The organism is Streptomyces sp. AHA2, assembly GCF_036857595.1.
Classification (GTDB): Bacteria; Actinomycetota; Actinomycetes; order Streptomycetales; family Streptomycetaceae; genus Streptomyces.
On sequence record NZ_JAUQWJ010000020.1, the window covers coordinates 1 to 20,411 of the forward strand.

General features: G+C 74.8%; 17 protein-coding genes and 2 pseudogenes. 11 read left to right on the forward strand and 8 right to left on the reverse strand.

Translation table 11 applies throughout. The annotated features are described in order from the left end of the window. Both Q5694_RS28630 and Q5694_RS28635 read right to left on the reverse strand, forming a co-directional pair. Positions 1-393: pseudogene (locus Q5694_RS28630) on the reverse strand (hypothetical protein); the annotation flags it as partial. After that, positions 378-2,048 carry a serine/threonine-protein kinase gene (locus tag Q5694_RS28635; RefSeq protein ID WP_333936321.1) on the reverse strand — a complete coding sequence of 557 codons (1,671 nt, stop codon included), beginning with the start codon at positions 2,046-2,048 and terminating at the stop codon, positions 378-380. The pseudogene Q5694_RS28630 and the gene Q5694_RS28635, both read right to left, overlap by 16 nt. 361 nt (positions 2,049-2,409) lie before the next feature. Here Q5694_RS28635 and Q5694_RS28640 point away from each other — a divergent pair, with 361 nt between their 5' ends. Continuing rightward, positions 2,410-3,318, forward strand: coding sequence for a YihY/virulence factor BrkB family protein (locus Q5694_RS28640; protein WP_333936322.1), 909 nt, complete (start codon positions 2,410-2,412; stop codon positions 3,316-3,318). A 98-nt stretch (positions 3,319-3,416) separates the two neighbouring features. Further along, positions 3,417-4,609 (forward strand): annotated as a pseudogene (locus Q5694_RS28645) (CaiB/BaiF CoA transferase family protein). Between the two features lie 128 nt (positions 4,610-4,737). On the opposite strand, the gene Q5694_RS28650 reads toward Q5694_RS28645, so the two are convergent. Then, a complete protein-coding gene (locus tag Q5694_RS28650; protein WP_333936324.1) occupies positions 4,738-5,718 on the reverse strand; it encodes a TerC family protein in 981 nt (326 codons plus the stop codon). A 197-nt stretch (positions 5,719-5,915) separates the two neighbouring features. On the opposite strand from Q5694_RS28650, the gene Q5694_RS28655 reads away from it, so the two are divergent. From Q5694_RS28655 to Q5694_RS28675, 5 genes are all read left to right on the forward strand, one after another. Next, positions 5,916-6,911 carry a GlxA family transcriptional regulator gene (locus tag Q5694_RS28655; protein ID WP_333936325.1) on the forward strand — a complete coding sequence of 332 codons (996 nt, stop codon included), beginning with the start codon at positions 5,916-5,918 and terminating at the stop codon, positions 6,909-6,911. After that, the gene (locus Q5694_RS28660; RefSeq protein ID WP_333936326.1) at positions 6,908-7,510 is read left to right on the forward strand and encodes a DJ-1/PfpI family protein; all 603 of its coding nucleotides are present in this window, start codon (positions 6,908-6,910) and stop codon (positions 7,508-7,510) included. The genes Q5694_RS28655 and Q5694_RS28660 overlap by 4 nt, the downstream gene beginning before the upstream one ends. A 55-nt stretch (positions 7,511-7,565) precedes the next feature. Then, a complete protein-coding gene (locus Q5694_RS28665; RefSeq protein ID WP_333936327.1) occupies positions 7,566-8,021 on the forward strand; it encodes an archease in 456 nt (151 codons plus the stop codon). Positions 8,022-8,085: 64 nt separating this feature from the next. Continuing rightward, positions 8,086-8,538 (forward strand): YbhB/YbcL family Raf kinase inhibitor-like protein, encoded by a 453-nt coding sequence (locus Q5694_RS28670; RefSeq protein ID WP_333936328.1) that lies wholly within the window; start codon positions 8,086-8,088, stop codon positions 8,536-8,538. Positions 8,539-8,684: 146 nt separating this feature from the next. Then, positions 8,685-9,971 (forward strand): MFS transporter, encoded by a 1,287-nt coding sequence (locus tag Q5694_RS28675; RefSeq protein WP_333936329.1) that lies wholly within the window; start codon positions 8,685-8,687, stop codon positions 9,969-9,971. Between the two features lie 74 nt (positions 9,972-10,045). Here Q5694_RS28675 and Q5694_RS28680 read toward each other — a convergent pair whose 3' ends face one another. Beyond that, entirely contained in the window at positions 10,046-10,474 is a 429-nt protein-coding gene (locus Q5694_RS28680) for a VOC family protein (RefSeq protein ID WP_333936414.1), read from the reverse strand. Positions 10,475-10,776: 302 nt separating this feature from the next. On the opposite strand from Q5694_RS28680, the gene Q5694_RS28685 reads away from it, so the two are divergent. Beyond that, entirely contained in the window at positions 10,777-10,965 is a 189-nt protein-coding gene (locus Q5694_RS28685; RefSeq protein ID WP_333936330.1) for a hypothetical protein, read from the forward strand. 217 nt (positions 10,966-11,182) lie between these two features. On the opposite strand, the gene Q5694_RS28690 is transcribed toward Q5694_RS28685, so the two are convergent. The 3 genes from Q5694_RS28690 to Q5694_RS28700 form a co-directional block, all read right to left on the reverse strand. Further along, on the reverse strand, positions 11,183-12,736 hold the full coding sequence (locus Q5694_RS28690; protein ID WP_333936331.1) for a serine/threonine-protein kinase: 1,554 nt from the start codon (positions 12,734-12,736) through the stop codon (positions 11,183-11,185). After that, positions 12,733-13,527 (reverse strand): serine/threonine protein kinase, encoded by a 795-nt coding sequence (locus Q5694_RS28695; RefSeq protein WP_333936332.1) that lies wholly within the window; start codon positions 13,525-13,527, stop codon positions 12,733-12,735. The genes Q5694_RS28690 and Q5694_RS28695 overlap by 4 nt, the downstream gene beginning before the upstream one ends. Before the next feature lie 249 nt (positions 13,528-13,776). Further along, a complete protein-coding gene (locus tag Q5694_RS28700) occupies positions 13,777-14,712 on the reverse strand; it encodes an SCO2400 family protein (protein ID WP_333936333.1) in 936 nt (311 codons plus the stop codon). Between the two features lie 364 nt (positions 14,713-15,076). On the opposite strand from Q5694_RS28700, the gene Q5694_RS28705 reads away from it, so the two are divergent. Both Q5694_RS28705 and Q5694_RS28710 read left to right on the forward strand, forming a co-directional pair. Continuing rightward, positions 15,077-15,526: a spore-associated protein gene (locus tag Q5694_RS28705; protein ID WP_333936334.1), complete on the forward strand. Its 450-nt coding sequence runs from the start codon at positions 15,077-15,079 to the stop codon at positions 15,524-15,526. Between the two features lie 102 nt (positions 15,527-15,628). Beyond that, on the forward strand, positions 15,629-16,066 hold the full coding sequence (locus Q5694_RS28710) for a VOC family protein (RefSeq protein ID WP_333936335.1): 438 nt from the start codon (positions 15,629-15,631) through the stop codon (positions 16,064-16,066). Between the two features lie 578 nt (positions 16,067-16,644). Here the strand turns inward: Q5694_RS28710 and Q5694_RS28715 are convergent. Continuing rightward, positions 16,645-18,015: a hypothetical protein gene (locus Q5694_RS28715; protein WP_333936336.1), complete on the reverse strand. Its 1,371-nt coding sequence runs from the start codon at positions 18,013-18,015 to the stop codon at positions 16,645-16,647. 924 nt (positions 18,016-18,939) lie between these two features. On the opposite strand from Q5694_RS28715, the gene Q5694_RS28720 reads away from it, so the two are divergent. After that, positions 18,940-20,364: an amidase gene (locus Q5694_RS28720; RefSeq protein WP_333936337.1), complete on the forward strand. Its 1,425-nt coding sequence runs from the start codon at positions 18,940-18,942 to the stop codon at positions 20,362-20,364. The last annotated feature ends 47 nt before the right edge of the window (positions 20,365-20,411 follow it).

Sequence of the window (20,411 nt, forward strand, 5' to 3'; positions counted from 1 at the left end):
CAGCTCCGCACCGGCCGGACGGACGAGCGGCAGGGTCCCGGAGTGCTCGTCGCCGGCCGGGCGAGACAGCGGCACGGCCCCGGGCAGCTCCGCATCGGCCGGACGGACGAGCGGCACGGCCCCGGGCAGCTCCGCACCGGCCGGACGGACGAGCGGCAGGGTCCCGGAGTGCTCGTCGCCGGCCGGGCGAGACAGCGGCACGGTCCCGGGCAGCTCCGCATCGGCCGGACGGACGAGCGGCACGGTCCCGGGCAGCTCCGCACCGGCCGGACGGACGAGCGGCACGGTCCCGGCGTGCTCGTCGCCGGCCGGGCGAGACAGCGGCACGGTCCGGGCGTGGTCGGCGGACGCGGCGGGGCGGTCGTCGTCGCGGGCGGTCATCGCAGGTCGCACCGCCTGGTCAGCAGCTCCTTCGAGGCGCCGCCGCCTGCGGCGGCCGGGGACGTCGTGGCCTGCACCGCCCAGTAGCAGCCCGTGCCGCCGAAGGTGTGGTCGACGGTGAGCGTGTACTGCGTGGCGCCGCTGCGCTCGAACGTCCGGGGCGCGCCGTCCCCGGTGCCCGGCTGCCCCGCCGTGTCGCCCGTGGACCAGGAGACGGTGATCGAGACGGGTCCGGTGCCGTCCGTGGTGATCCCGACGGTCGCCGTGGCGGTGGTGGGGCCGGTCTGCCGGAAGGCCGACACGGTGACGTCCTCGACGGCCGGTGCGGCGGGCGCTGTGGGACCGGTGGGCGAGGCGGGAGCGGTGGTCGTCGGCGCGCCCGTAGTGGGCGGCGCGTCCGGCGGGCTCGTCGTCCCCGGGTCCGTCGCGGCGGTCGCGGACGGGGACGCGTCCGTACCGGTTGCCGCCGGCTCCGGGGCGGAGACGCCGGGTTCCGGCGGGACGGACCCGGACACGGCGGGTGAGGCGGACGGGGGCAGCGGCGAGTCCGCCGGGGCGGGCGGGCTCCCGGGCTGCGCCCCGGGCCCGGCTCCGGTGGTCGCGAGGGCCTGCGCCGCCCCCTGGACCGCGGCTCCCGGGTCGTACGGCAGCCCTTGGGTGAGCAGGGCGCCGAGGAGCACGGCGGCGGCCGAGACGAGCAGTCCCGTGCGGCCGGGCAGCCAGCCCCGGTCCGGGCCGGGACCCGGATCGCGGTGCAGGACCGTGCGCGCGGTGTCGACGGTGGTGCGGGGCGCGCCGCGGTTCGAGGGCAGCAGCAGCGGCAGCAGGGCGACCAGCGCGGCGAGCCGTGCGCGGCCGCGCCCCTCCCAGTCGCGGCCGTAGGCGCTGCCCGCGGCGGCTTCGAGCTCCGCGACGAACGCCTCGGCCCCGGCAGGACGCCGGGCCGGGTCCTTGGCGAGACCGCGGCGCACCAGGTCGCGCACGGCCTCGGGGACCTCCTCTGCGGGGACGGGCGCGTCGACGTGCTGCAGCGCGAGTTCCGCGAGGTTGCCGCCCGGGTACGGTCCGTGCCCCGTCAGGCATTCGAAGAAGGTGGCCGTCGCCGCGTACACGTCGGCGGCGGGCGAGGCGGGCGCGCCCGTCCACTGCTCCGGGGACATGTACGCGGGGGTGCCCGCCACACCCGCGCTGGTGCCGGCGTCCACCGCGATGCCGAAGTCGACGAGGGTCGAGGTCCCGTCCGGCGCGACCAGGACGTTCTCCGGCTTGTAGTCACGGTGGACCACGCCCACGCGGTGCGCGTCGGCCAGGCCGAGCAGCGACCCCTTGAGGACGGCGAGCGCCGCCTCGGGCTCCAGCGGGCCCCGCCGCTTCAGCAGGGCCCGCAGGCAGACGCCGTCGACCAGTTCCATCACGATGGCGGCGCCGTCCGGGCTCTCCACGTACTCGTACAGCCCGGCGACGTACGGGCTGTCCAGGCCGGCGAGCAGTCTCGCCTCGGCCCGGAAGCCGTGCACGAAGCCGGGCCGGGTGCGCAGGGACTCGCTGAGGTACTTCACGGCCACCGGCACGCCGGTCCCCTCGTGCACGGCGAGCACGACCCGTCCGCTCGCCCCCGACCCGAGTTCGAGCGACTCGGTGTATCCGGGCACCGCCCATGTGGTCATTCCAGCCCCCCGAGGCCCTGCGCCGGCGAAGCACCCGCCCCCCGGCGGAGCGGCCCGGCCGCGTTGAGAGACACGATTCCGGCCACCGCGGTTGCGGGGCAAGCCCTCGGACGGCGGACGGGAGACTCCCCGGCGGCCGGGAGGCGGCGTCCCGGGCCGCGTGAAGCGGCGCCGCCGGGGCACGAGCGCCGACAGGAGCGGTGCCGGCGGTGACGGGTCGAGAGGTGGCACGGGATGAGCAGGTTGCGCGCGGACGGGGGGCGCCCGCACGGAGGTGCCCCCGGCAGGTTCCCCGCCCGCCCGGACGGCTCCCACGGCCGGGGCGGGCGCCCGGGCTCCCGACCCGCGCACCGGACGTCCCATGGCCGCTGAGACCCGGGCGGCCGAACCGCCCCGGCTCCGCCTGCGAGCCGCCTGGTGGCCGGCGCTGCGGCGCACGCCGGTGTCGCTGTGGAACGACGACGTCTCGGACTACGCGGCGGCGCTGACGTACTACGCCATCCTGGCGGTGCTGCCCAGCCTGCCCGCGACGGTGCTGGCGTTCGGCATGGTCAGCCCCGGCACGGCCGCCGAGTTCGTCTCGCACGTCAGCGCGTACGCGCCCGCCCAGTCCGGGCCGGAACTGCACGCCGTGCTGAGCCGGGCGCTGGGCACGGGGGGTACCGCCTGGTCGCTGCTGGCGGTCGCCGCGGCCAGCGCGCTGTGGTCGGCGACCAGCTATCTGGCGGTGTTCCGCCGCGCCCTGCACGCCATGCACCGGGTGACGGACCACCGTTCGCCCTGGCGCAGGGCGCACCGGATCCTGCTCACCGCGCTGGTGCTGCTCGGGCTGCTCCTGGTCGGCACCCTCACGCTGCTGCTGACCGGGCCGCTGGCGGAGGCCCTGGGCCGGGCGCTGGGGCTGGACTCCACCGCCGCCTGGGCCTGGAGCCTGCTGCGCTGGCCGGTCCTGCTGTGCCTGGTCGCCCTGCTGGTCGTGGTCGTCTTCCACACCGGCCCGGTCGAGGCCCGCCGTCGCCGGCGCAGTCTGCCGGGCGGGGTCCTGGCCGCCCTGCTCTGGCTGACCGTCTCCGCGGGCTTCTCCGTCTACGCCTCCACGCTCGGCACGTACAGCAGGCTGTACGGCTCGCTGGCCGGTGCCGTCGTCTTCCTGGTGTGGCTGTGGCTGTCCAACCTCGCCCTGCTCACCGGCGCGCAGTTCGCCGCCGAACTGGGCCGGGACGCGGAACCGGCGCCGGAGGCGGGCACCGGGGAGAAGGCTGTTCCGTAGCCCCCCTCCCACCTGGGCGGCACCGCCCGGCCCGCGCCGGCGCGATCCGCCTGGGGCAGACTGTCCGGCGCGTCACTACGAGGTCGAGGAGCCCAGGCATGAGCGTGCAGCGCCACCCCCTCGGCGGGGTCACGGTGGTCAGCCTGGAGCAGGCCGTGGCCGCGCCCTACGCCACCCGCCAGCTCGCCGACCTCGGCGCGCGCGTGATCAAGGTGGAGCGGCCGGGCGGCGGAGACTTCGCCCGCCGGTACGACACGACGGTGCACGGCCACTCCAGCTATTTCGTGTGGCTCAACCGCTCCAAGGAGTCCCTCACCCTCGATCTGAAGGACCCGCGCGGCCGGGAGGTCCTGCACGATCTCCTCGACGGCGCCGACGTGTTCGTGCAGAACCTCGCCCCCGGGGCCGCCGCCCGGCTCGGTCTGGACGCCGCGGCGGTCACCGGGCGGCGCCCCGGCCTGATCCCGTGCACGATCTCCGGCTGGGGCACCACCGGCCCCTGGGCCGACCGCAAGGCGTACGACCTGCTGGTGCAGTGCCAGACCGGGCTGGTGTCGCTGACGGGCACCCCGGAGGGGACCGCCCGGACGGGCATCTCGGTGGCCGATATCGCCGCCGGCATGTACGCCTACAGCGGCGTCCTCACGGCCCTCTACACCCGTGCCACCACCGGCGAGGCCCACCCGGTGGAGTGTCCCTGTTCGAGGCGCTCGCGGAGTGGATGGGACAGCCCGCGTACTACACCCGGTACGGCGGCGGCCAGCCCCCGCGCCTGGGCACGCAGCACGCCACGATCGCGCCGTACGGGACGTACACCGCCGCCGACGGCGGGGACGTGCTGTTCTCCGTCCAGAACGAGCGGGAGTGGGCCGCGCTGTGCGAGGAGTTCCTCGGCCGGCCGGAGCTGGCCGCTGACCCGCGTTTCGCCACCGCCTCCGACCGCGTCGCGCACCGTGGGGAGCTCGACGCGGTCCTCGCCGAGCGCTTCGCCCGCTCCGGGTCGAAGGAGATTTTGAAGGACCTGGAGCGCGTCGGCATCGCCTGCGCCGGGGTCAACGACGTCGCCGCGTTCCTGGACCACCCCGTGCTGGCCGCCCGCGGCCGCTGGACCGGGGTCGGGGTGCCCGGCGGCGCCACCGTGGAGGCGCTCCTCCCGCCCGCCGACCTCGCGGGACTGTCCGCGCGCATGGGCCCGGTGCCGGCGGTGGGCGAGCACACGGCGGCGATCCTCGGCGAACTGGGCCGCACCGACGAGGAGATCACGGCCCTGCGCGCGGACGGCGTGATCTGACGGAAGGCGGCCGTGCCGGGCCCGGGGAACCCGGCGTGGTGCGGGGTGGGCGCTGGGGCCTGGCGTTCGGACCGGCAGTGCCGGCACGGTGCCGGGCCCCGCGTCCGCGGCACGGTCCGCACGCAGCTCTAGCGGGGCCCCGCGTCCTTGCCGGGCGCCTGCTCGGTTCGCCGCCGCTTCGAGACGCGCAGGCTGGTGAACGTCGTCACGGCCAGGACCAGCACGATGAAGCCCAGCGAGAACGGGATGCCGATCTCGGGCACGTGCACGCCCGACTCGTGCAGGGCGTGCAGGAACAGCTTCACTCCGATGAAGCCCAGGATCACCGACAGCCCGTAGGACAGGTGGACCAGCTTCTTGAGCAGGCCGCCGATGAGGAAGTACAGCTGGCGCAGGCCCATCAGGGCGAACGCGTTCGCGGTGAACACGATGTACGGGTCCTGCGTCAGGCCGTAGATCGCCGGGATGGAGTCCAGGGCGAACAGCACGTCCGTCGAACCGATCGCGAGCATCACGACGAGCATCGGCGTCATGACCCGCTTGCCGTTCTCGGTGATGAACAGCTTGGTGCCGTGGTAGCGGTCGGCCACGCCGAAGCGCCGCTCGGCCAGCTTCAGCAGCTTGTTCTCCTGGTACTCCTCCTCGTGCTCCTCCTTGCGGGCGTCCTGGATCAGCTTCCAGGCCGTCCAGATCAGGAACGCGCCGAACAGGTAGAAGACCCAGGAGAAGGCCGAGATGATCGCCGCTCCGGCCGCGATGAACACGCCACGCAGCACCAGGGCCGTCAGCACCCCGACCATGAGCACCCGCTGCTGGTACTGCGAGGGCACGGCGAACTTGGCCATGATCAGGACGAAGACGAAGAGGTTGTCCACGCTGAGCGACTTCTCGGTGAGGTAGCCGGCGAAGAACTCGCCGGCGGGCCCGCCACCGCCGAAGTACCACAGGCCGGCCCCGAAGAGCACGGCCAGGACGATCCACACCACCGTCCAGGTACCGGCCTCCCTGAGGGACACGTCGTGCGGCTTGCGGCCGATGAGGAAGTCGACGCCGACGAGCAGGCACAGGGCCGCCACGGTCAGCAGCCAAACGGACAGCGAGACGTTCACCGGATGCTCCAGGTGCAGGCGTGGGACGACTCATGGTCGGTCGTCCTGGCTGATTCCCACACCATCGCCGGGTGAACGGACGGTCAAACCGGGACGGCGGGGCGCGTCACCGCATCGGTCCCGGAAGGCAGCTCGTGGCGCGATCCGTGGGGTGCGTGTCGTTGACGCCATGATCCGGGCCGGTGGAGCGTGGAGAGGTGACCGATCGCCGCATCGTCTTCGTCGTCTTCGACGGCTTCCAGCCCCTCGACCTGACCGGTCCGCACGAGGTGTTCCACAACGCGGGCGGCTACGCCTGCGACATCGTGGCCCCCCGTGCGGGCCCGGTCGGCTCGGTCAGCGGGCTGCTCGTGCACGCCGCCCACGGCGTGGCCGACCTCGACCCGGCCGGGGCGGACACCCTCGTGGTCGTCGGCGGCCGGGGCGTCGACCGTGCGTGTCAGGACCGGGACCTGGTCGCCTGGGTCGCGGCCGCCGCCGCGGGTGCCCGGCGGGTCGCCTCGGTGTGCAGCGGGGTGTTCCTGCTGGCGGCGGCGGGGCTGGCCGACGGACGGCGGGTCACCACGCACTGGGCGCGGGGGGAGCAACTGGCCCGGGAGCATCCGCAGGTGCGGGTGGACTGCGACCCGATCTTCGTCCGCGACGGGCGGGTGTGGACGTCGGCCGGGGTGACCGCCGGGATGGACCTCGCGCTGGCACTGGTGGAGGACGACGCGGGGCGGGACGTCGCCCACGCGGTGGCCCGGCAGCTGGTGCTGTTCCTGCGCCGCCCGGGCGGACAGTCCCAGTTCAGCGTGGCGCTGTGGTCCCGGCAGCCCGCGACCGATCCGGTGCGGGCCGCCGTCACCGCGATCCACGCCGAACCGGGTGCCCGGCACGACGTCGCGGGGCTCGCCGCGCACGCCGGGCTGAGCCCCCGTCACCTGCAGCGGCGGTTCACCGCCGAACTCGGGATGCCGCCCGCCGCCTACGTCGAGCGGGTGCGCGTCGAGGCGGCCCAGCGTGCCCTCACCGAGGGCGACGAGCCGGTCGAGGCCATCGCCCGGCGTTACGGCTTCACCACCGCGGAGACGTTGCGCCGCACGTTCCACCGCCGGCTCGGTGTGGCGCCGTCGGACTACCGCGCCAGATTCCGTTCCACCGCGCGCCCCGCGGGCGCCGGACACGACCCCCGGGAAGGGGAAACCGCATGACCACCTACGGCCTGCTGGTCTTCGAGGACGCCGAAGAGCTGGACTTCGTCGGTCCCTGGGAGGTCTTCACGGTCTCCGCCAGGCTCCGCGGCGACGCCGACAGGGCCGTCCTGGTCGCCGAGCACTCCGGCCCGGTGCGCTGCAACAAGGGACTGCGCGTGCTGCCCGACCACACCCTCGACGACCATCCCCCGCTGGACGTCCTGCACGTGCCCGGCGGCCGGGGCGCGCGCGAGGTGCAGGTGAACAACCCGGTGGTGACCGACTGGATCGCCGGGACGGCCGCCCGGGTCGCGTGGGTGCACGGGGTGTGCACCGGCACGTTCCTGCTGCACGCCGCCGGACCCGCCCGAGGACGCCGGGTGGCCACGCACCACGGTCACGAGGACGCCCTCGAGGCCCGTGGCGAGGTGACCGTCGTGCGGGACGTCCGCTACGTGGTGGACGGCAACCTGATCACCAGCCAGGGCGTCTCGGCCGGTATCGACAGCGCGTTGTGGCTGGTCGGCCGGCTGCACGGCAGGGACCACGCCCGGGCGGTGCGCCGTTGCCTCCAGTACGAGCCGGCGCCGCCCTACCTGGCCGACGAACCCGTCTGAGGTACCCGCGGGCCCGGTGCCGCATGGGTCGGGGCGGGTCGGGCAGGCGGTGTTCATGGGCGGTGACACGAGCGAGGGCGGGCACGTGCGGCAGCCGGGCGAGTGCGGGCACCGCGCGGTGCCGCATCCCGGTGACATCCGGATCGAGGCGTGGGCGGCGTGCCGGGAGCACTGCCTGGCGGAGGCGGTCCTGGCGATGGTGGAGACCTTCGCCGACGTCTCCGGGGTGCGGCCCACCGCCACGAGCAGAGTGCGCCTCCCCGGCGCCAGCGACGACGACCTGCTCGCCGGCCTGCTGGACGAGATCATCTACCGGCTCGAGGAGTACGGCGAGATCCCCGTCGACGTGGAGGCCGACGAGGCCGACGGCGGCCTGGACGTGCGTCTCGCCGTCACCGACGTGGCGGACGTGCCGATCACGGGCCGGGTCCCGACGGCGGTGGCCTGGGAGGAGCTGCGGATCGGCCCGGACCCGTACGGGTGGTCGTGCGCGGTGCGGGTGAGCGCCTGAGGAGACGGCGCGCGGAGGGCCCCCGGGCGTGTCCGGGTCGTCCGGCGGGGGTACCCCGGACCGCATGACCGGCTTGGAACTGCGCAGCGAGGCGTTCGAGGACCACTCGTTCCTGGAGCGCCGGCACTCCTACGAGGGACCGAACGTCTCTCCGCCGCTCGTCTGGAGCGGCGTACCGGGCGACGCCTCGGAACTGGTCCTGCTCTGCGAGGATCCCGACGCGCCCTCGGGAACGTTCACGCACTGGGTCGTGGTCGGCAGCGACCCGCACAGCGACGGCGTCGAGGCCGGGCACTGCCCGCCCGGGGGGACGGAACTCGTCAACGGCTTCGGCCAGCCCGGCTGGGGCGGGCCGCACCCGCCGCCCGGGGACGAGGCCCACCACTACCGCTTCCGGCTCTACGCGCTGTCCGGCCCGTGCGTCCTGCCCGACGCGCCGCGCGCGGAACAGGTGCACGAGGAGGTGGGCAGGAACCTCCTGGCGGACGGAACGCTGGTGGGCCTCTACCGGCGCTGAGCAGCGGCACGCAGGGCCCGCCCGCGGCACAACGACCGGTTGTGGCCGCGCCGGTGGCGGTTGTTTGATCGCCGCGCGCCCTCCTCGCTTGGATGGCTCGGGGTCGACACCGGGTCGTCCGCGGGAGCGGGGAGTGGGTGCCGGGTATGGCGGGCGGGCCGTCGCTGGGGCGGCAGTTCGGGTGGCTGTGGGGTGCGTACGCGGTCAGCACGGCCGGTACCTGGCTGGCGTTCGACGCGTTCGCGCTGATCGCGGTCCTGGCGCTGGACGCGGGAGCGGCACAGGTGTCGCTGCTGGCCGCGGTGGGTCCCGCGGTCGGCGCGCTGGTGTCGCTGCCGCTCGGTCCCTGGGTGGAGGCGCGACGCAAACGGCCCGTGATGATCGCGGCCGACCTCGTGCGGTGCGCGGTGCTGGTGAGCGTCCCGGTGGCGTTCGTCCTGGGCCGGCTGGGCTTCGGTCAGCTGCTGCTGGTGTCGGTGGCCGTCGCGGCGTCCGACATCACGTTCGGCGCCGCGGCCGGGGCGTATCTGAAGTCTCTGGTGCCGCGCGAACACCTGCTGGTCGCGCACGGGCGGTTCGAGGCGACGAACTGGACCGCCAGCATGCTGGGACCACCGCTGGGCGGGGCGGCGATCGGCCTGTTCGGCCCGGTGACGACGGTGGTGGCCGACGCGGTGAGCTATCTGCTGTCGGCGCTCGGCATCCGGGCGATCGGCACGGCGGAAGTCCCCGTGGCGAGCGGTACGGCGGACGGCCCGGCTGCAGCGGGCGCGGCCGAAGGCCCCCGGGCGGATCCGCCGTGCCGGCCGACGGCCGGTGACCTGCTCGACGGCTGGCGGCACATCCTGGCCGACCCGGCACTGCGCCCGCTGTTCCTCCACACCGTCCTGGCCAACTCCCTGATCATGGCGGCCTCGCCCCCGCTGCTCGTTCTGATGGTCGACGAGCTGCACTTCGCCCCCTGGCAGTACGCCCTGGCCTTCGCCGTGCCCTGCACCGGGGGCCTGCTCGGCTCCCGCGCGGTCCCCCGCCTCGTCGCGCGGTACGGCCGTGACCGGGTGCTGCGCGGTGCGGGGGTGCTGCGGGCCTGCTGGTCGCCGGCGCTGGCCTTCACCGGCCCGGGTACGCCGGGACTGGTCCTGGTGATGGTGACCGAGTTCGGGCTGATCGCGTGCTGCGGCGTGTTCAACCCGGTCCTCGCCACCTGCCGGCTGGAGCGCACGCCCGCGGACCGGGTCACCCGCACCCTCGCGGCCTGGTCGGCCACCGGCAAGGCCACCACCGCCGCGGCGACCGCGCTGTGGGGTGTGCTGGCCGCGGCGACGGGCCCGCGCCCGGCCATCGCCCTGGCCGGTGGCCTGCTCCTCGTCACTCCGCTGCTGCTGCCCCGGAAGCCGGACCTCGAGGAGACCGCCTCGCAGCCGGTGGGCTGACGGCCGGACGGACCGGGTCCCGCACGCGCCGGGGGCGGACGCGTCCGCGCGTCCGCCCCCGGCGCCTTCCCGGCTCAGACGGCCCCGGGCACGTCCTCCGTCACGCCGTTCAGCGGGGAGTCCGGGTCGGTGCCGTACGGGCGCGTGATGATCTCCAGGCCGTGGCCGGCGGGGTCGAGGAAGTAGACGCCCCGGCCGCCGTCGTTGCGGTTGATGCGGCGGGGGTGGTCGCCGTGCGGGTCCGCCTGGATCGGGACGCGGGCTTCGACGAGACGGCCGAGGGCCGCGTCGAACTCGTCCTCGGAGACGAGGAACGCGTAGTGCTGCATGGGAATGTCGGCCTCGATGGTGAGGAAGTCCAATGTGACGCCGTTGGCGGTGGTCACCGGCAGGAACACCCCGGTGGGGGCGCCTACGCGGAGCCCCAGAATCTGGGCCAGGAAACGGGCGGACCTCTCCCGGTCACGAGAGAGGACGATGGTGTGGTTGAACTCGACGGACACGGTCAATGCCTCCACGGGCATCTCCGCGGCGCCTCCATGCCTCACCCGGTCGGTGACCGGCACGCGATGCCGCGCGGAGGATCGTAGACAGGGGCGGACGGGAGCGTCGAGCGGTTTTCGGCCGTACGGCGAACCGGAGCCCGAGGCGTGTGCGGACGACCGGGATCGGCGAGGTGCAGCCGGGTTCCGCCGGGCCGGCGGGGAACGGCGTGCCGGGCGCCGCTGCCAGGCGGGCGCGGCCTGCGGCATCCGGGGCTGGGGCTGCTCATCGGGCGCCCTCGGGCTCGGTCAGGTCGGTCGAGGTGGAGCGCGAGGACGGCGGCGGGTCGGACGCCGGGGGCTCGGGCGTGGGCGGCTCGGAGGCCGGAGCGCGGGGCGGTCGGCGGCCGCACCGGCGTCCGGCCGGCCGCACCGCCGCCCTCCGGTACGTCACCGTCCGCCTGTACGTCACCGTCCGCCGCTGTGTCGCCGGTGCCGGGGTGGTGCCCTGACATCCGTCAGGACCGGGCCCGCCGCCCGCGTCCCTAAGGTGAGCGGCGCGGGGCCGCCGGGCTCCGGCGGGCAACCGGCTGCCGGACGTCCCCGGAGTACGGTCGGCCGTAGCCGTGACGGAACGGGGGACGAGCGGTGGGCGGGGCCCGACGGGTCCGGTCCACCGCTCGCGTCCGGGCTTCCCGGTGCGCCGGCCCTCCGCGGCGCCCGCCGGGATCAGCGCAGGTACTCGGCGTGGTAGCGCAGCACCTCGTCGACGTGCGGCCGGACCCGCTCGGGGACGCCGCGCTCCTCGATGACGGCGCGGTCGCTGGTGCGGTAGCCGGCGGCCACCAGGGCGGGGAGGTCCTTCTTCGGCAGTCCCGCCTCCTTGAAGCGCTGGTCGAGCCAGCACACGTATCCGGCCATGGTGCTGATCGCGTCCGGCGGCGACATGTGGTCCTTGTCGCCGTCCCCGTCACCGTCCACCGCCCAGGCCCGGAACACCGACGGCGTCCACATGGCGATGCCGTACTCGTCGACGGCCGGGCGGGAGGCCTTCGGGTCGAAGCCGCTCTCCGCCTTGACGAGCGCGGCCAGCAGGGCGGGGGTGATCTCCTCGTCCGTGCAGCGGTGCGCGGCGCGGGTGATGACGTCGCGCAGCGACGCCGGGACGTCGGAGGTCTCCGGGATCTCGCCGGGCGCGTCGCCGCGCGGGCCGGTGGCGGCGGCCTGGGTGCGCCGAGCGCCGTCGTCGTCCCGCTCGTCACCGGTTCCGCCGAGCCACAGTGTCCCGGCGACCGCCGCGGCGGCCAGTACGGCGAGCCCGCCCGCGAGGGCCGGCACCAGACGTCCGCGGCGGCGGTCCGGGACGCCGGTGATCTCCTCGACCCGGGCGGCGACGCTCCGCGCCGTGTGCGGCAGCCGCCCCGCGTGGTCGGGTGCCAGGCAGTCGGCGATCAGCCGGCGCATGTCCTCGTCGAGCCCGGCGTCCAGGCGCAGCGACGCGGTGCCGCGGGCGTAGGCCTGGGCGGCGAGCGAGCGGGCCCGGGCGGTGGCACCCGGGAAGGGGTGCAGCCCGCCGGTGAGGACCTGGTGGGCGAGGACACCGAACGCCCAGACGTCGGCGGTGGGCCGGACGACGGAGCCGTCCGAGCCGGTGCGCTGGGACCACCACTCGGGCGGCAGGTGGTCGAGCGTGCCGAGCGGCGGCAAGTGGGCGTGGGTGCCGTCCAGTTCGGTGGCGAGCCCGAAGTCCGCGAGCCACACCCGGCCGCCGGGGCCCAGCAGGACGTTGGCGGGTTTGAGGTCGCCGTGCACCCATCCGGCGTCGTGCATGTGGGCGAGTCCGGCGGCCACGCCGCGCAGGACGCGCGGGGCGTCGTCGATCGGCGCGCCCGTCGCGGCCGAGTCCAGCACGTCCTTCAGGCTGGCCTCGGCCCGGTCCATGACCAGGGCGATCGCCCCGTCGAGCTCGGGGGTCCCGGGCGCCTCCACGGTGCACACGGCGTGGGTGCGCACGAGGTGCGGATGGTCCGCCTCGGCGCTGAAGCGGACCTCGCGGGCGACGAGTTCACCGAGCGCGGCACGCTGCCCGGGTGCCAGGGTGCCGGTCGGGAGCACCTTCACGGCGACGGGCGTGCCGTCGGCGACCGCACGCGCCTCGTACACGGTGCCCCAGCCGCCGGAGCCGATGACCGGGCCCGTCTCCCAGCTGCCGATCCGGAAGCCTTCGGGCAACCGGGGCCGGGGAGCTTCCAGTTCGTCGTCCGGGGCGTCGGGCGTGCTCATGCGCCGGCCTCCTGCGGGGCGGGGCGGCGCGCGCTGCGGGGCGGCAGCAGGCCGAGGTGCTCCTCGCGCACCAGCCCGAAGCGCAGGGCGACGGAGGCGAGCCGGGTGCGTTTGGCGCCGGTGCGGCCGCCGTCGGGTCCGGCCGCGGCCTCCTCCACCGGTTCCAGGCGGAGTTTGGCGAACGCCAGGTAGTCGATGTGGTAGTTGACCGCGGAGCGGGTGAGGTCCCGGCAGGACTCCAGGGGCCGCAGCCGCTCCACGATCTGCCCGACTCCCGGCAGGGTCGAGTCGGAGGGGTCGCGCAGCCGGGGTTCGCACAGGGCGACCAGGACGAGGAAGTACTTCGAGGTGGGGTCCAGGGCGAAGGGGTGGACGGTCTGCTCGCCACCGCCCGGGGCGGACAGCTCGCCCAGGTAGGCGTGCTGGGGTGCGAACACCTTGAAGGTGGCGGTGCCGGACAGGGCGGGCAGCACCACGCGGGAGAACTCGAAGGGCACCGGCGCACCGAGCCGGCCGGGAGCGACGGTCAGGTACTCGCCCGCCCCCTCCAGGTTCTCCACGACGTAGGACACGCTGCGGCTGAAGTTGGACAGCCGCCAGTAGTCGCCCGCCGCCTCCAGCTGGCCCGCGCGGCGGGAGATGCCGGGGTCCTTCAGGACGATGCGCACGCCGGCCGTGCCGCGGCCGAAGTCGGCGATGTCCCCCGGCCCGAGGTGGATCAGTTCCGGACTGCCCGTCTCGTCCGCACCCCACCGGGTGGGACCGGGCAACTGCACGATGATGGTTTCCACGCGGTCTCCCCCGCTGATGACGCCCCCCGATTTGGTCGCCAGGATTGTAGGGCGGATCCCGTCCGCCGCGGAGGCGGCCGGGCCGTCTGCGCGGCGGGATGTGAGGCGTCGGGCGGGTCCCGGTCCGGGTGGGTGGGACAAGCGGTGGCCGGAACACCAACCACGGTGCAGTGCACAGGCGTTGAGCACTCGTCGGCCATGGTCTCGACGATACGGAGCCCGACCGTCCGGGGGCGAGCGGTTTTCTGCTCAGCCGAGGCAGATGACGAGCAGGCAGAGTTCGTCGGAGCGTGAGCCGGAGCCGGAGCCGGAGCCGGAGCCGGAGTCGGCCGGAGGTGCGGCGGGATCGGTGTGGTCCGCCGCGGGCGGGGGCGTGGCGGGGGACCCGGGCTGCTGGGTGTCGGTTCCGGCAGCGGGGGGCGTGACCGGCGCGGTGGCGGCCGGAGTGGTGTTCCCGGCGTCACCCTGGGCGGAGCCGGTGGTGTCCGGGACACTCGTCCCGGCGCGCCCGGGCGTGGTCAGCGGCAGTTCGCGGGGGGCGGTGGCCGCGTCCGTGCGCGTGCCGGCGGGGGTGGTGCGTGGGTCGGCGGCCCTGGTCTGCTGGTGGCGCGAGGCGCGGGGGGACTGCGGCGCCGTGCCGGGCGCGGACCGCGGGGTGCCGTACCGGTCCGCCGCCGGTGCGGTGGAGTCCGGGGCCTGCGCCCCGGTGCCGCCCATGGGGCTGTTGTCCGGTGTGGTGGCCGCCTGCACGCCGGGGGTGGCGTTGCCGTTCACGGCGGCGACGGTCAGTCCGCCGCCGACGAGGGCGACGGCGGTCGCCACCACGGCCCGCCGCTGGTTCTTCTTCCAGCGGGCCATCTGCCGGCGACGCGCGGCCCGGCCCTGCGGGCGGCCCACCGAGCCCTCGATGGCGCCGGGCCCCGGGACCCCGGGCGCTTCGGAGGGCGCGGGGTTCTCCCCCGCCTCCGGGTCGAGGCCGGCGGGCTCCCCCGGGCCCGGGGCCATCAGGTCCCGGTCGGTCGTGTACCGCGGCCCGGCGGCGGTCCGCCACGCGGTCGGGACGGTGCTCCTCGCGGGGGTCCGGCCGTCGATGCCGCAGGGGTCGATGTCCGGGGCGTAGGCGCCGCACCCCGGGCAGACCAGGGCGCCGTTGAGGTGCCTGCGGCACGACGAGCAGTAGTCCATGTGTGGGTCTTCCCGATCTGGCTGTTGCGGCGGCACGCCGGCCGCGACCTGGTGACGTTCGCACGCCGGAGCGAGCCGTAACGCTAACGAGACTTTGGAAGGGCGGTGTGCAGCCCGTGTGACGCCCCTGCGCAGATCTCCGGGATCTCACGTGTGCCGTCGCCGGCCGGGGAGTGGGCGGCGCGCCGGGCGGGCAAGCTCGGCCGGCGTCACCGGCGGTCCCGGCTCGCGGCACGGAAGCGGATCTTCAGCCCGCACCGCCTCAACTCCCCGAATCTGTATGGAATATGGCGCACAACCCTTTGGGTGCTCCGCGGGTCACACCAGGCAGGAGCAACCACTCGAAGAGTTGCAAGGGGGAAATATGAGATTCACCCGTTCCGTCCTGTCCGCCTCCGCCGTGGCGGCCCTGTCGCTGGGCTCCGTGACCGCCCTGGCGGCACCGGCCTCCGCCGCACCCGACACCACACCCCAGAAGGTCTGCGGAAGCGGGTACAAGACGGTCAACTCGGCGCCCCTCGGCTCGCTGGGGACGGTCTACCTGACCTACAACGCGGCCAACGGGCAGAACTGCGTCGCGACCATCCGCAACAACCCCGGCAAGGCCGTCACCATGTCCGCCTGGGCCTTCGTGCCGGACACGGAGGAGAGCCACTACGACGAGGGCCTGTTCACCTCGTTCGCCGGTCCGACCTACGTCTACGGCAAGGGCCACTGCGTGGACTGGGGCGGCAGCATCGCCAACACCTACGTGCAGGTGTACGGCTCCAACTGCGGTGCCCTGAAGGAGCACCGGGTCACCGGCACGCGCTGACCCCCGGCCGGGCCGTCTCCCTCCCGCGACCACGGAGGGGGACGGCCTGTTCCGTTCCGCGCGGGGCGGCGTGTCCGGTGGCTGCCGGGGCACCCGGATCCCGTGACGGACAGGGGAAACGGCATCCGGCTGGTGCAGACCGTGCTCGACAGCAAGGACGCGCGCAGGCTCGCGGAGTTCTACCGGGCCCTGCTGGGCCTGGTCTACCGCGACGGGGACGAGCCGCCGCCCGCCGGGCGGCCCGACGAGCGCGGCCGGGACTGGCTGGTTCTGCGCGATCCGGGCGGCGGACCGCAGATCGCCGTGCAGCAGGTGCCGGAGCTGCGCCCACCGACCTGGCCGGACGGCCCCGTCCCGCAGCAGATGCACCTGGACCTGGCCGTGCCCTCGCTGCGGGAACTGCGGCGCCGGCACGATCAGGTCATCGCATTGGGCGGCACCCTGCTGGCCGACCGGGAGCAGCCCGGCCCCGGGGACGACGAACCCTTCCGGGTGTACCGCGATCCCGACGGCCATCCCTTCTGCATCTTCGTCGAGTGAGGGCCGGTCCGGGCCCCTGCCGCCCAGGCCTGCCGGGGCCGCGGGCGACTGCCCGAGCCCGGTGATCCGGTACGGCGGGGCGCTCCGGACCCACCGCCCTGCGACTGGCCGAAGGAGCCGGCCCGTCGGCGCCCGCGTTCCGGCCGGTCGGCGGGCCGCGCCGGCGGTGGCCGCCTCCGGCCTCGCGCAGGCCCCGGTGTCCTCCTCGACCACCAGGACGGGCGGCAGCGCACGCAGACGTCGCTCGTGCCGGTGGCCCGGGGCACGGCAGTCGTCCACGATCAGCGCGGTCGCCTCCTTCGAGTCGGTGCCCCGGCGCTGCCGAGTCGGTGCTCGACCTGGCAGGGACCGCGCCGGTGCCGGGTGACGCGGGACGCGACGGAGACGACGTTCGACTCACTCGCACCGATGGGGGGCCGAACCCGACCCCGACGCGGCGGGCGCGCGCTGGGCCTCGGTGCCGCCTCGTCGAGCGTCGCCCCGCCGCGCATCCGAGGGCGTGACGCGAGAGCCCGGCCGGTCCACGCCGGCAGGTGCCGGTGGCGGCGGCCGACACGCAGGACCGCCGCCACCCGCTGCTAGCGGGACGGCTTCCTGCCGTGGTCCCGTGTGCCGTCGCGACCCCGCGGTTCGTCCTGGTGCCGGGACCGGGCCTGTTCAGCCCGCTGGGCGGGCCGGTCACCGTCCTGCGACCGCTCCGGCCGGTCGTCCTCGCGGCCGCGGCCCGCGCGGCCCTTCGGTCGACGGTCGCACCGGTCCCCGGCTGCGTCCTGGTCCCCGGCCTGCCGACTGCGCCCGCCGGCTGCACAGTTGCCCGGACCCGGCGGGCTGTCGTTCCGCTCGCCCCGGACAGCGCGGCCGGGCACCGTCACACCCCCGAACGCCTCCTCCGCAGCGGCGGGCGGCGCCGTGGTACCGCTCCCACGAACCGCGGTGGCGTGTGCCGCAGGGGCGGACGGGCCTGCGGTCGGCGGCAGGGGCTCCTGCCGTCGCCGATCTGCGCCCGCTTCTCCCGGACCGGGCGGCGTGGACCCGGCCGGGAGACCGCCGCGGTCCGGCTTCCCCGCCCGGATCGCCGTCGCGCTGGTGAGGTACACCGCGACCGTGGAGCCGGCCACGGCCAGAAGCACGACCATGGCCACGGACAACAGCACGGAACGGCTGCCCGGACGAGGGTCGCGCCTTCGCCCTGTGGGGCCGCCGGTGAACGAACGACGGGTCTCGGACCGCTCAGCCGTGCCGGTGCTCGTGCCGGCGCCGCGGGCCGAGAGGTACTCGTCGGCTCGCCAGCCCAGCACGCTCTCGGCGAGGAGCAAGGGGAGACGCTGCGGCCAGTCGTGGAGTTGGTCCAGTGCGTGACGGCAGTGGGCGCACTGACGGGTGTGGCGGCGGAGGTCCGGAAGATGTACGGGATGGCTCGCACGGGTGACGGCTTCGATGAGCCGGTTGTAGCGGCGGCACTGTTCCTCGGTGGCCAGCGTGAGGTGGGCCCGGACGCACGACGCACGCAACGCCAGCAATGCCCGGTCCCGTTCGTGACGGGCGCTCTCCGCGTCGAGACCCACGAGAGCGGCCGGGCCACTGATCTCCTCGCCTTCCACCTGTGTGTGCCACAGCAGGCACTGGGCAGGCTCCGGGAGCTGGTGGTACGAGCGAGCCAGGAGACGGCGGTCGGCCGGTGTACGGGCCCCCGGCGCCAGCAGCGGATCACGACCCCCGGTGCGCAGGCCCGGATGCGTCGACATGGCCCGGCCGGTCGCCCCCCACTCGAGCGCGATCCGCTTCACGGACTGCAGCAGCGCGGGACGCCAGGCATACACCGGACCGGACCGGCGATTGGCACTGCCGAACTTCCGCATGAAAGCGACACCGGTGAGGATTCCCGCGTCGCAGGCGGAGGTGGTGCACAACGCGGCGTACGTGTGGACCGCTTGCCAGTGCCGATCCATGAGTTCCGTCACGGAATTGTTGACTGCCGCTGCGCTCTGATTCCCCGTGAGGGCTTCAGCCAGGGTCGCGTCCGGAGGCCGGACGGATCTCTCGCGTCCCGAGGATCGGAAGCCTGCGGGATCATGCACGATGTCGTCCCCTTTCGTGGTGCGGACCGGTCGGTCCGGACTGCCGACCGCGGCAGCGACGCAGATGCGCTTGCCCGTTCAGGGGAGAAGGGTGGGCGGGTCCGGACGCAGCCCTGGGCGGCGCCTTCGCCGACGGAATTCTTGCTGACAGCAAGAGCGAACGCATGCGGTGATCGCGATGCGTGCACAGAGTGCACCATGACTTCCCGTGCAACAAGCGAACAAGAGACCACGCGTTCCAACGATCCAGCGCACATATCCCTGATGGCACACCGTCACCTCGGGCCGATCTCTTCCCGGGCCACTCGGGCGGGGCGGGATATGACCGCTCTGGCGCTGTCTGGCCTGAATTCTCGAGAGCATGGCATCCGATTGCCGAGCGGACCCCCTCCGAAGTACTGACAAGTAATCTAGGGAGATTCCGCACCGGTCGATCGAATTGTTACCGACGGATTTTCCGCCTATTGCACGTGCTGCAACCCGTCTTATTCCGTTGAGCCGACACCGGCCCAGATGAGCGGGGAGTGAGCGTTCGCCTCACGTCCGTCGAGGGATCAAGCGGGGTGATCGGGGTACCCGCACAGAGCTCGGGACTCAGCGACATGACGATCAGCAGTGAACGGAGAGCACTCCGGGAGCCGGAGTGGCGCCGGTGACGCGTCCCTCCTCGCATCCGCGGCCGCCCGCTCGGCAACAGCGGCGGCCGGCGGGGGAGGCAGGCTCCGTCGAAGGCGTTCCGCCGTCGGCCACCGGACGTTACCGTTCGGTAGACAAGCTGCTCACGGAGGTGTGCGCATGACGTCCGACCGTGTCGAAGGCCTGGCGGAGACCGCCCGCGCGCTGGCCGCCGGAGAAGTGACCTCCCGGGCGCTGGTCGAGCGCACGCTGGCCCGGATCGAGGCGACGCAGGGCACTGTGAACGCCTTCCGGATCGTGCGCGCCGAGGCCGCCCTGGCGGAGGCCGAGGCCGCCGACCGCGAGCTGGCGGCGGGTGTGCGCAAGCCGTTGCTCGGGGTGCCCGTGGCGGTGAAGGACGACATGGACGTGGCCGGTGAGCCCACCGCCTTCGGCTGCTGCGGCGAGTTCCCGCCGGTCCCCTCGGACGGCGAGGCCGTGCGGCGGCTGCGCGCGGCCGGAGCCGTCATCGTGGGCAAGACCAACACCTGCGAGTTCGGGCAGTGGCCGTTCACCGAGGGGCCCGCGTTCGGCTCGACCCGCAATCCGTGGAGCACCGACCACACGCCCGGCGGTTCCTCGGGCGGCTCGGCCGCCGCGGTCGCCGCCGGGCTGGTGCCCGCAGCGCTGGGCTCCGACGGGGCCGGTTCGGTGCGGATCCCGGCGGCCTGGACGCATCTGGTCGGCATCAAGCCGCAGCGCGGCCGCATCTCCACCTGGCCGCGCGGCGAGTCCTTCCAGGGCATCACCGTCAACGGCACCCTGGCCCGCACGGTGGCCGACGCGGCCCTGCTGCTGGACGCGGCGAGCGGCAACCACGACCTGGACCCGCACCGGCCCCCGGCGATCGATCTGTCCGCGGCCCTCGGGCGCGACCCGGGGCGGCTGCGCATCGCGCTCTCGCTGAAGCCGCCCTTCACCGCCGTCCCCGCCCGGCTGCTGCCCGAGGTGCGCACCCGGGTCGTCGGACTCGCCGAGCGGCTGGCCCGCCTGGGGCACACGGTGGAGGAGGCGGATCCGCCGTACGGGCAGATCGGGCTGACGTTCGTGCCGCGCGCCACGGCCGGGATCGCCGAGCGCGTGGACGAGTCGCCGTTCCCGGCGCTGCTGGACCGGCGCACCCGGGACGCGGCCCGGTTGGGCCGGCTGCTCGGCGGTGCGCCACTGCGGGTGGCGCGGCGCGCGGAGGCCGTGCTGCACCGCCGTATCGGCGCCTTCTTCGGCTCCTACGACGTCGTGCTGGCGCCCACCACCGCCGCTCCCCCGCCGCGCATCGGCGCCCTGCTGGAGCTGAGCGGGTTCGCCACGGACCGGGCCATGATCGCGGCCTGCCCCTACGCCTGGCCGTGGAACGTGCTGGGCTGGCCGGGGATCAACGTGCCCGCCGGTTTCACGCCGGACGGCCTGCCCGTCGGGGCGCAGCTGCTCGGCCCGGCGCACAGCGAGCCGCTCCTGGCGCAGGTGGCCGCCCAGCTGGAGGCGGAGCTGCGCTGGCAGGACCGCCGGCCGTCACCGCCGGTCACGGCGGACGCGGCCGCCGCCTGACCGGCTCCGTGACCCGGGGCGCGCCTGCGGGGGGAGGACCTCTAAGG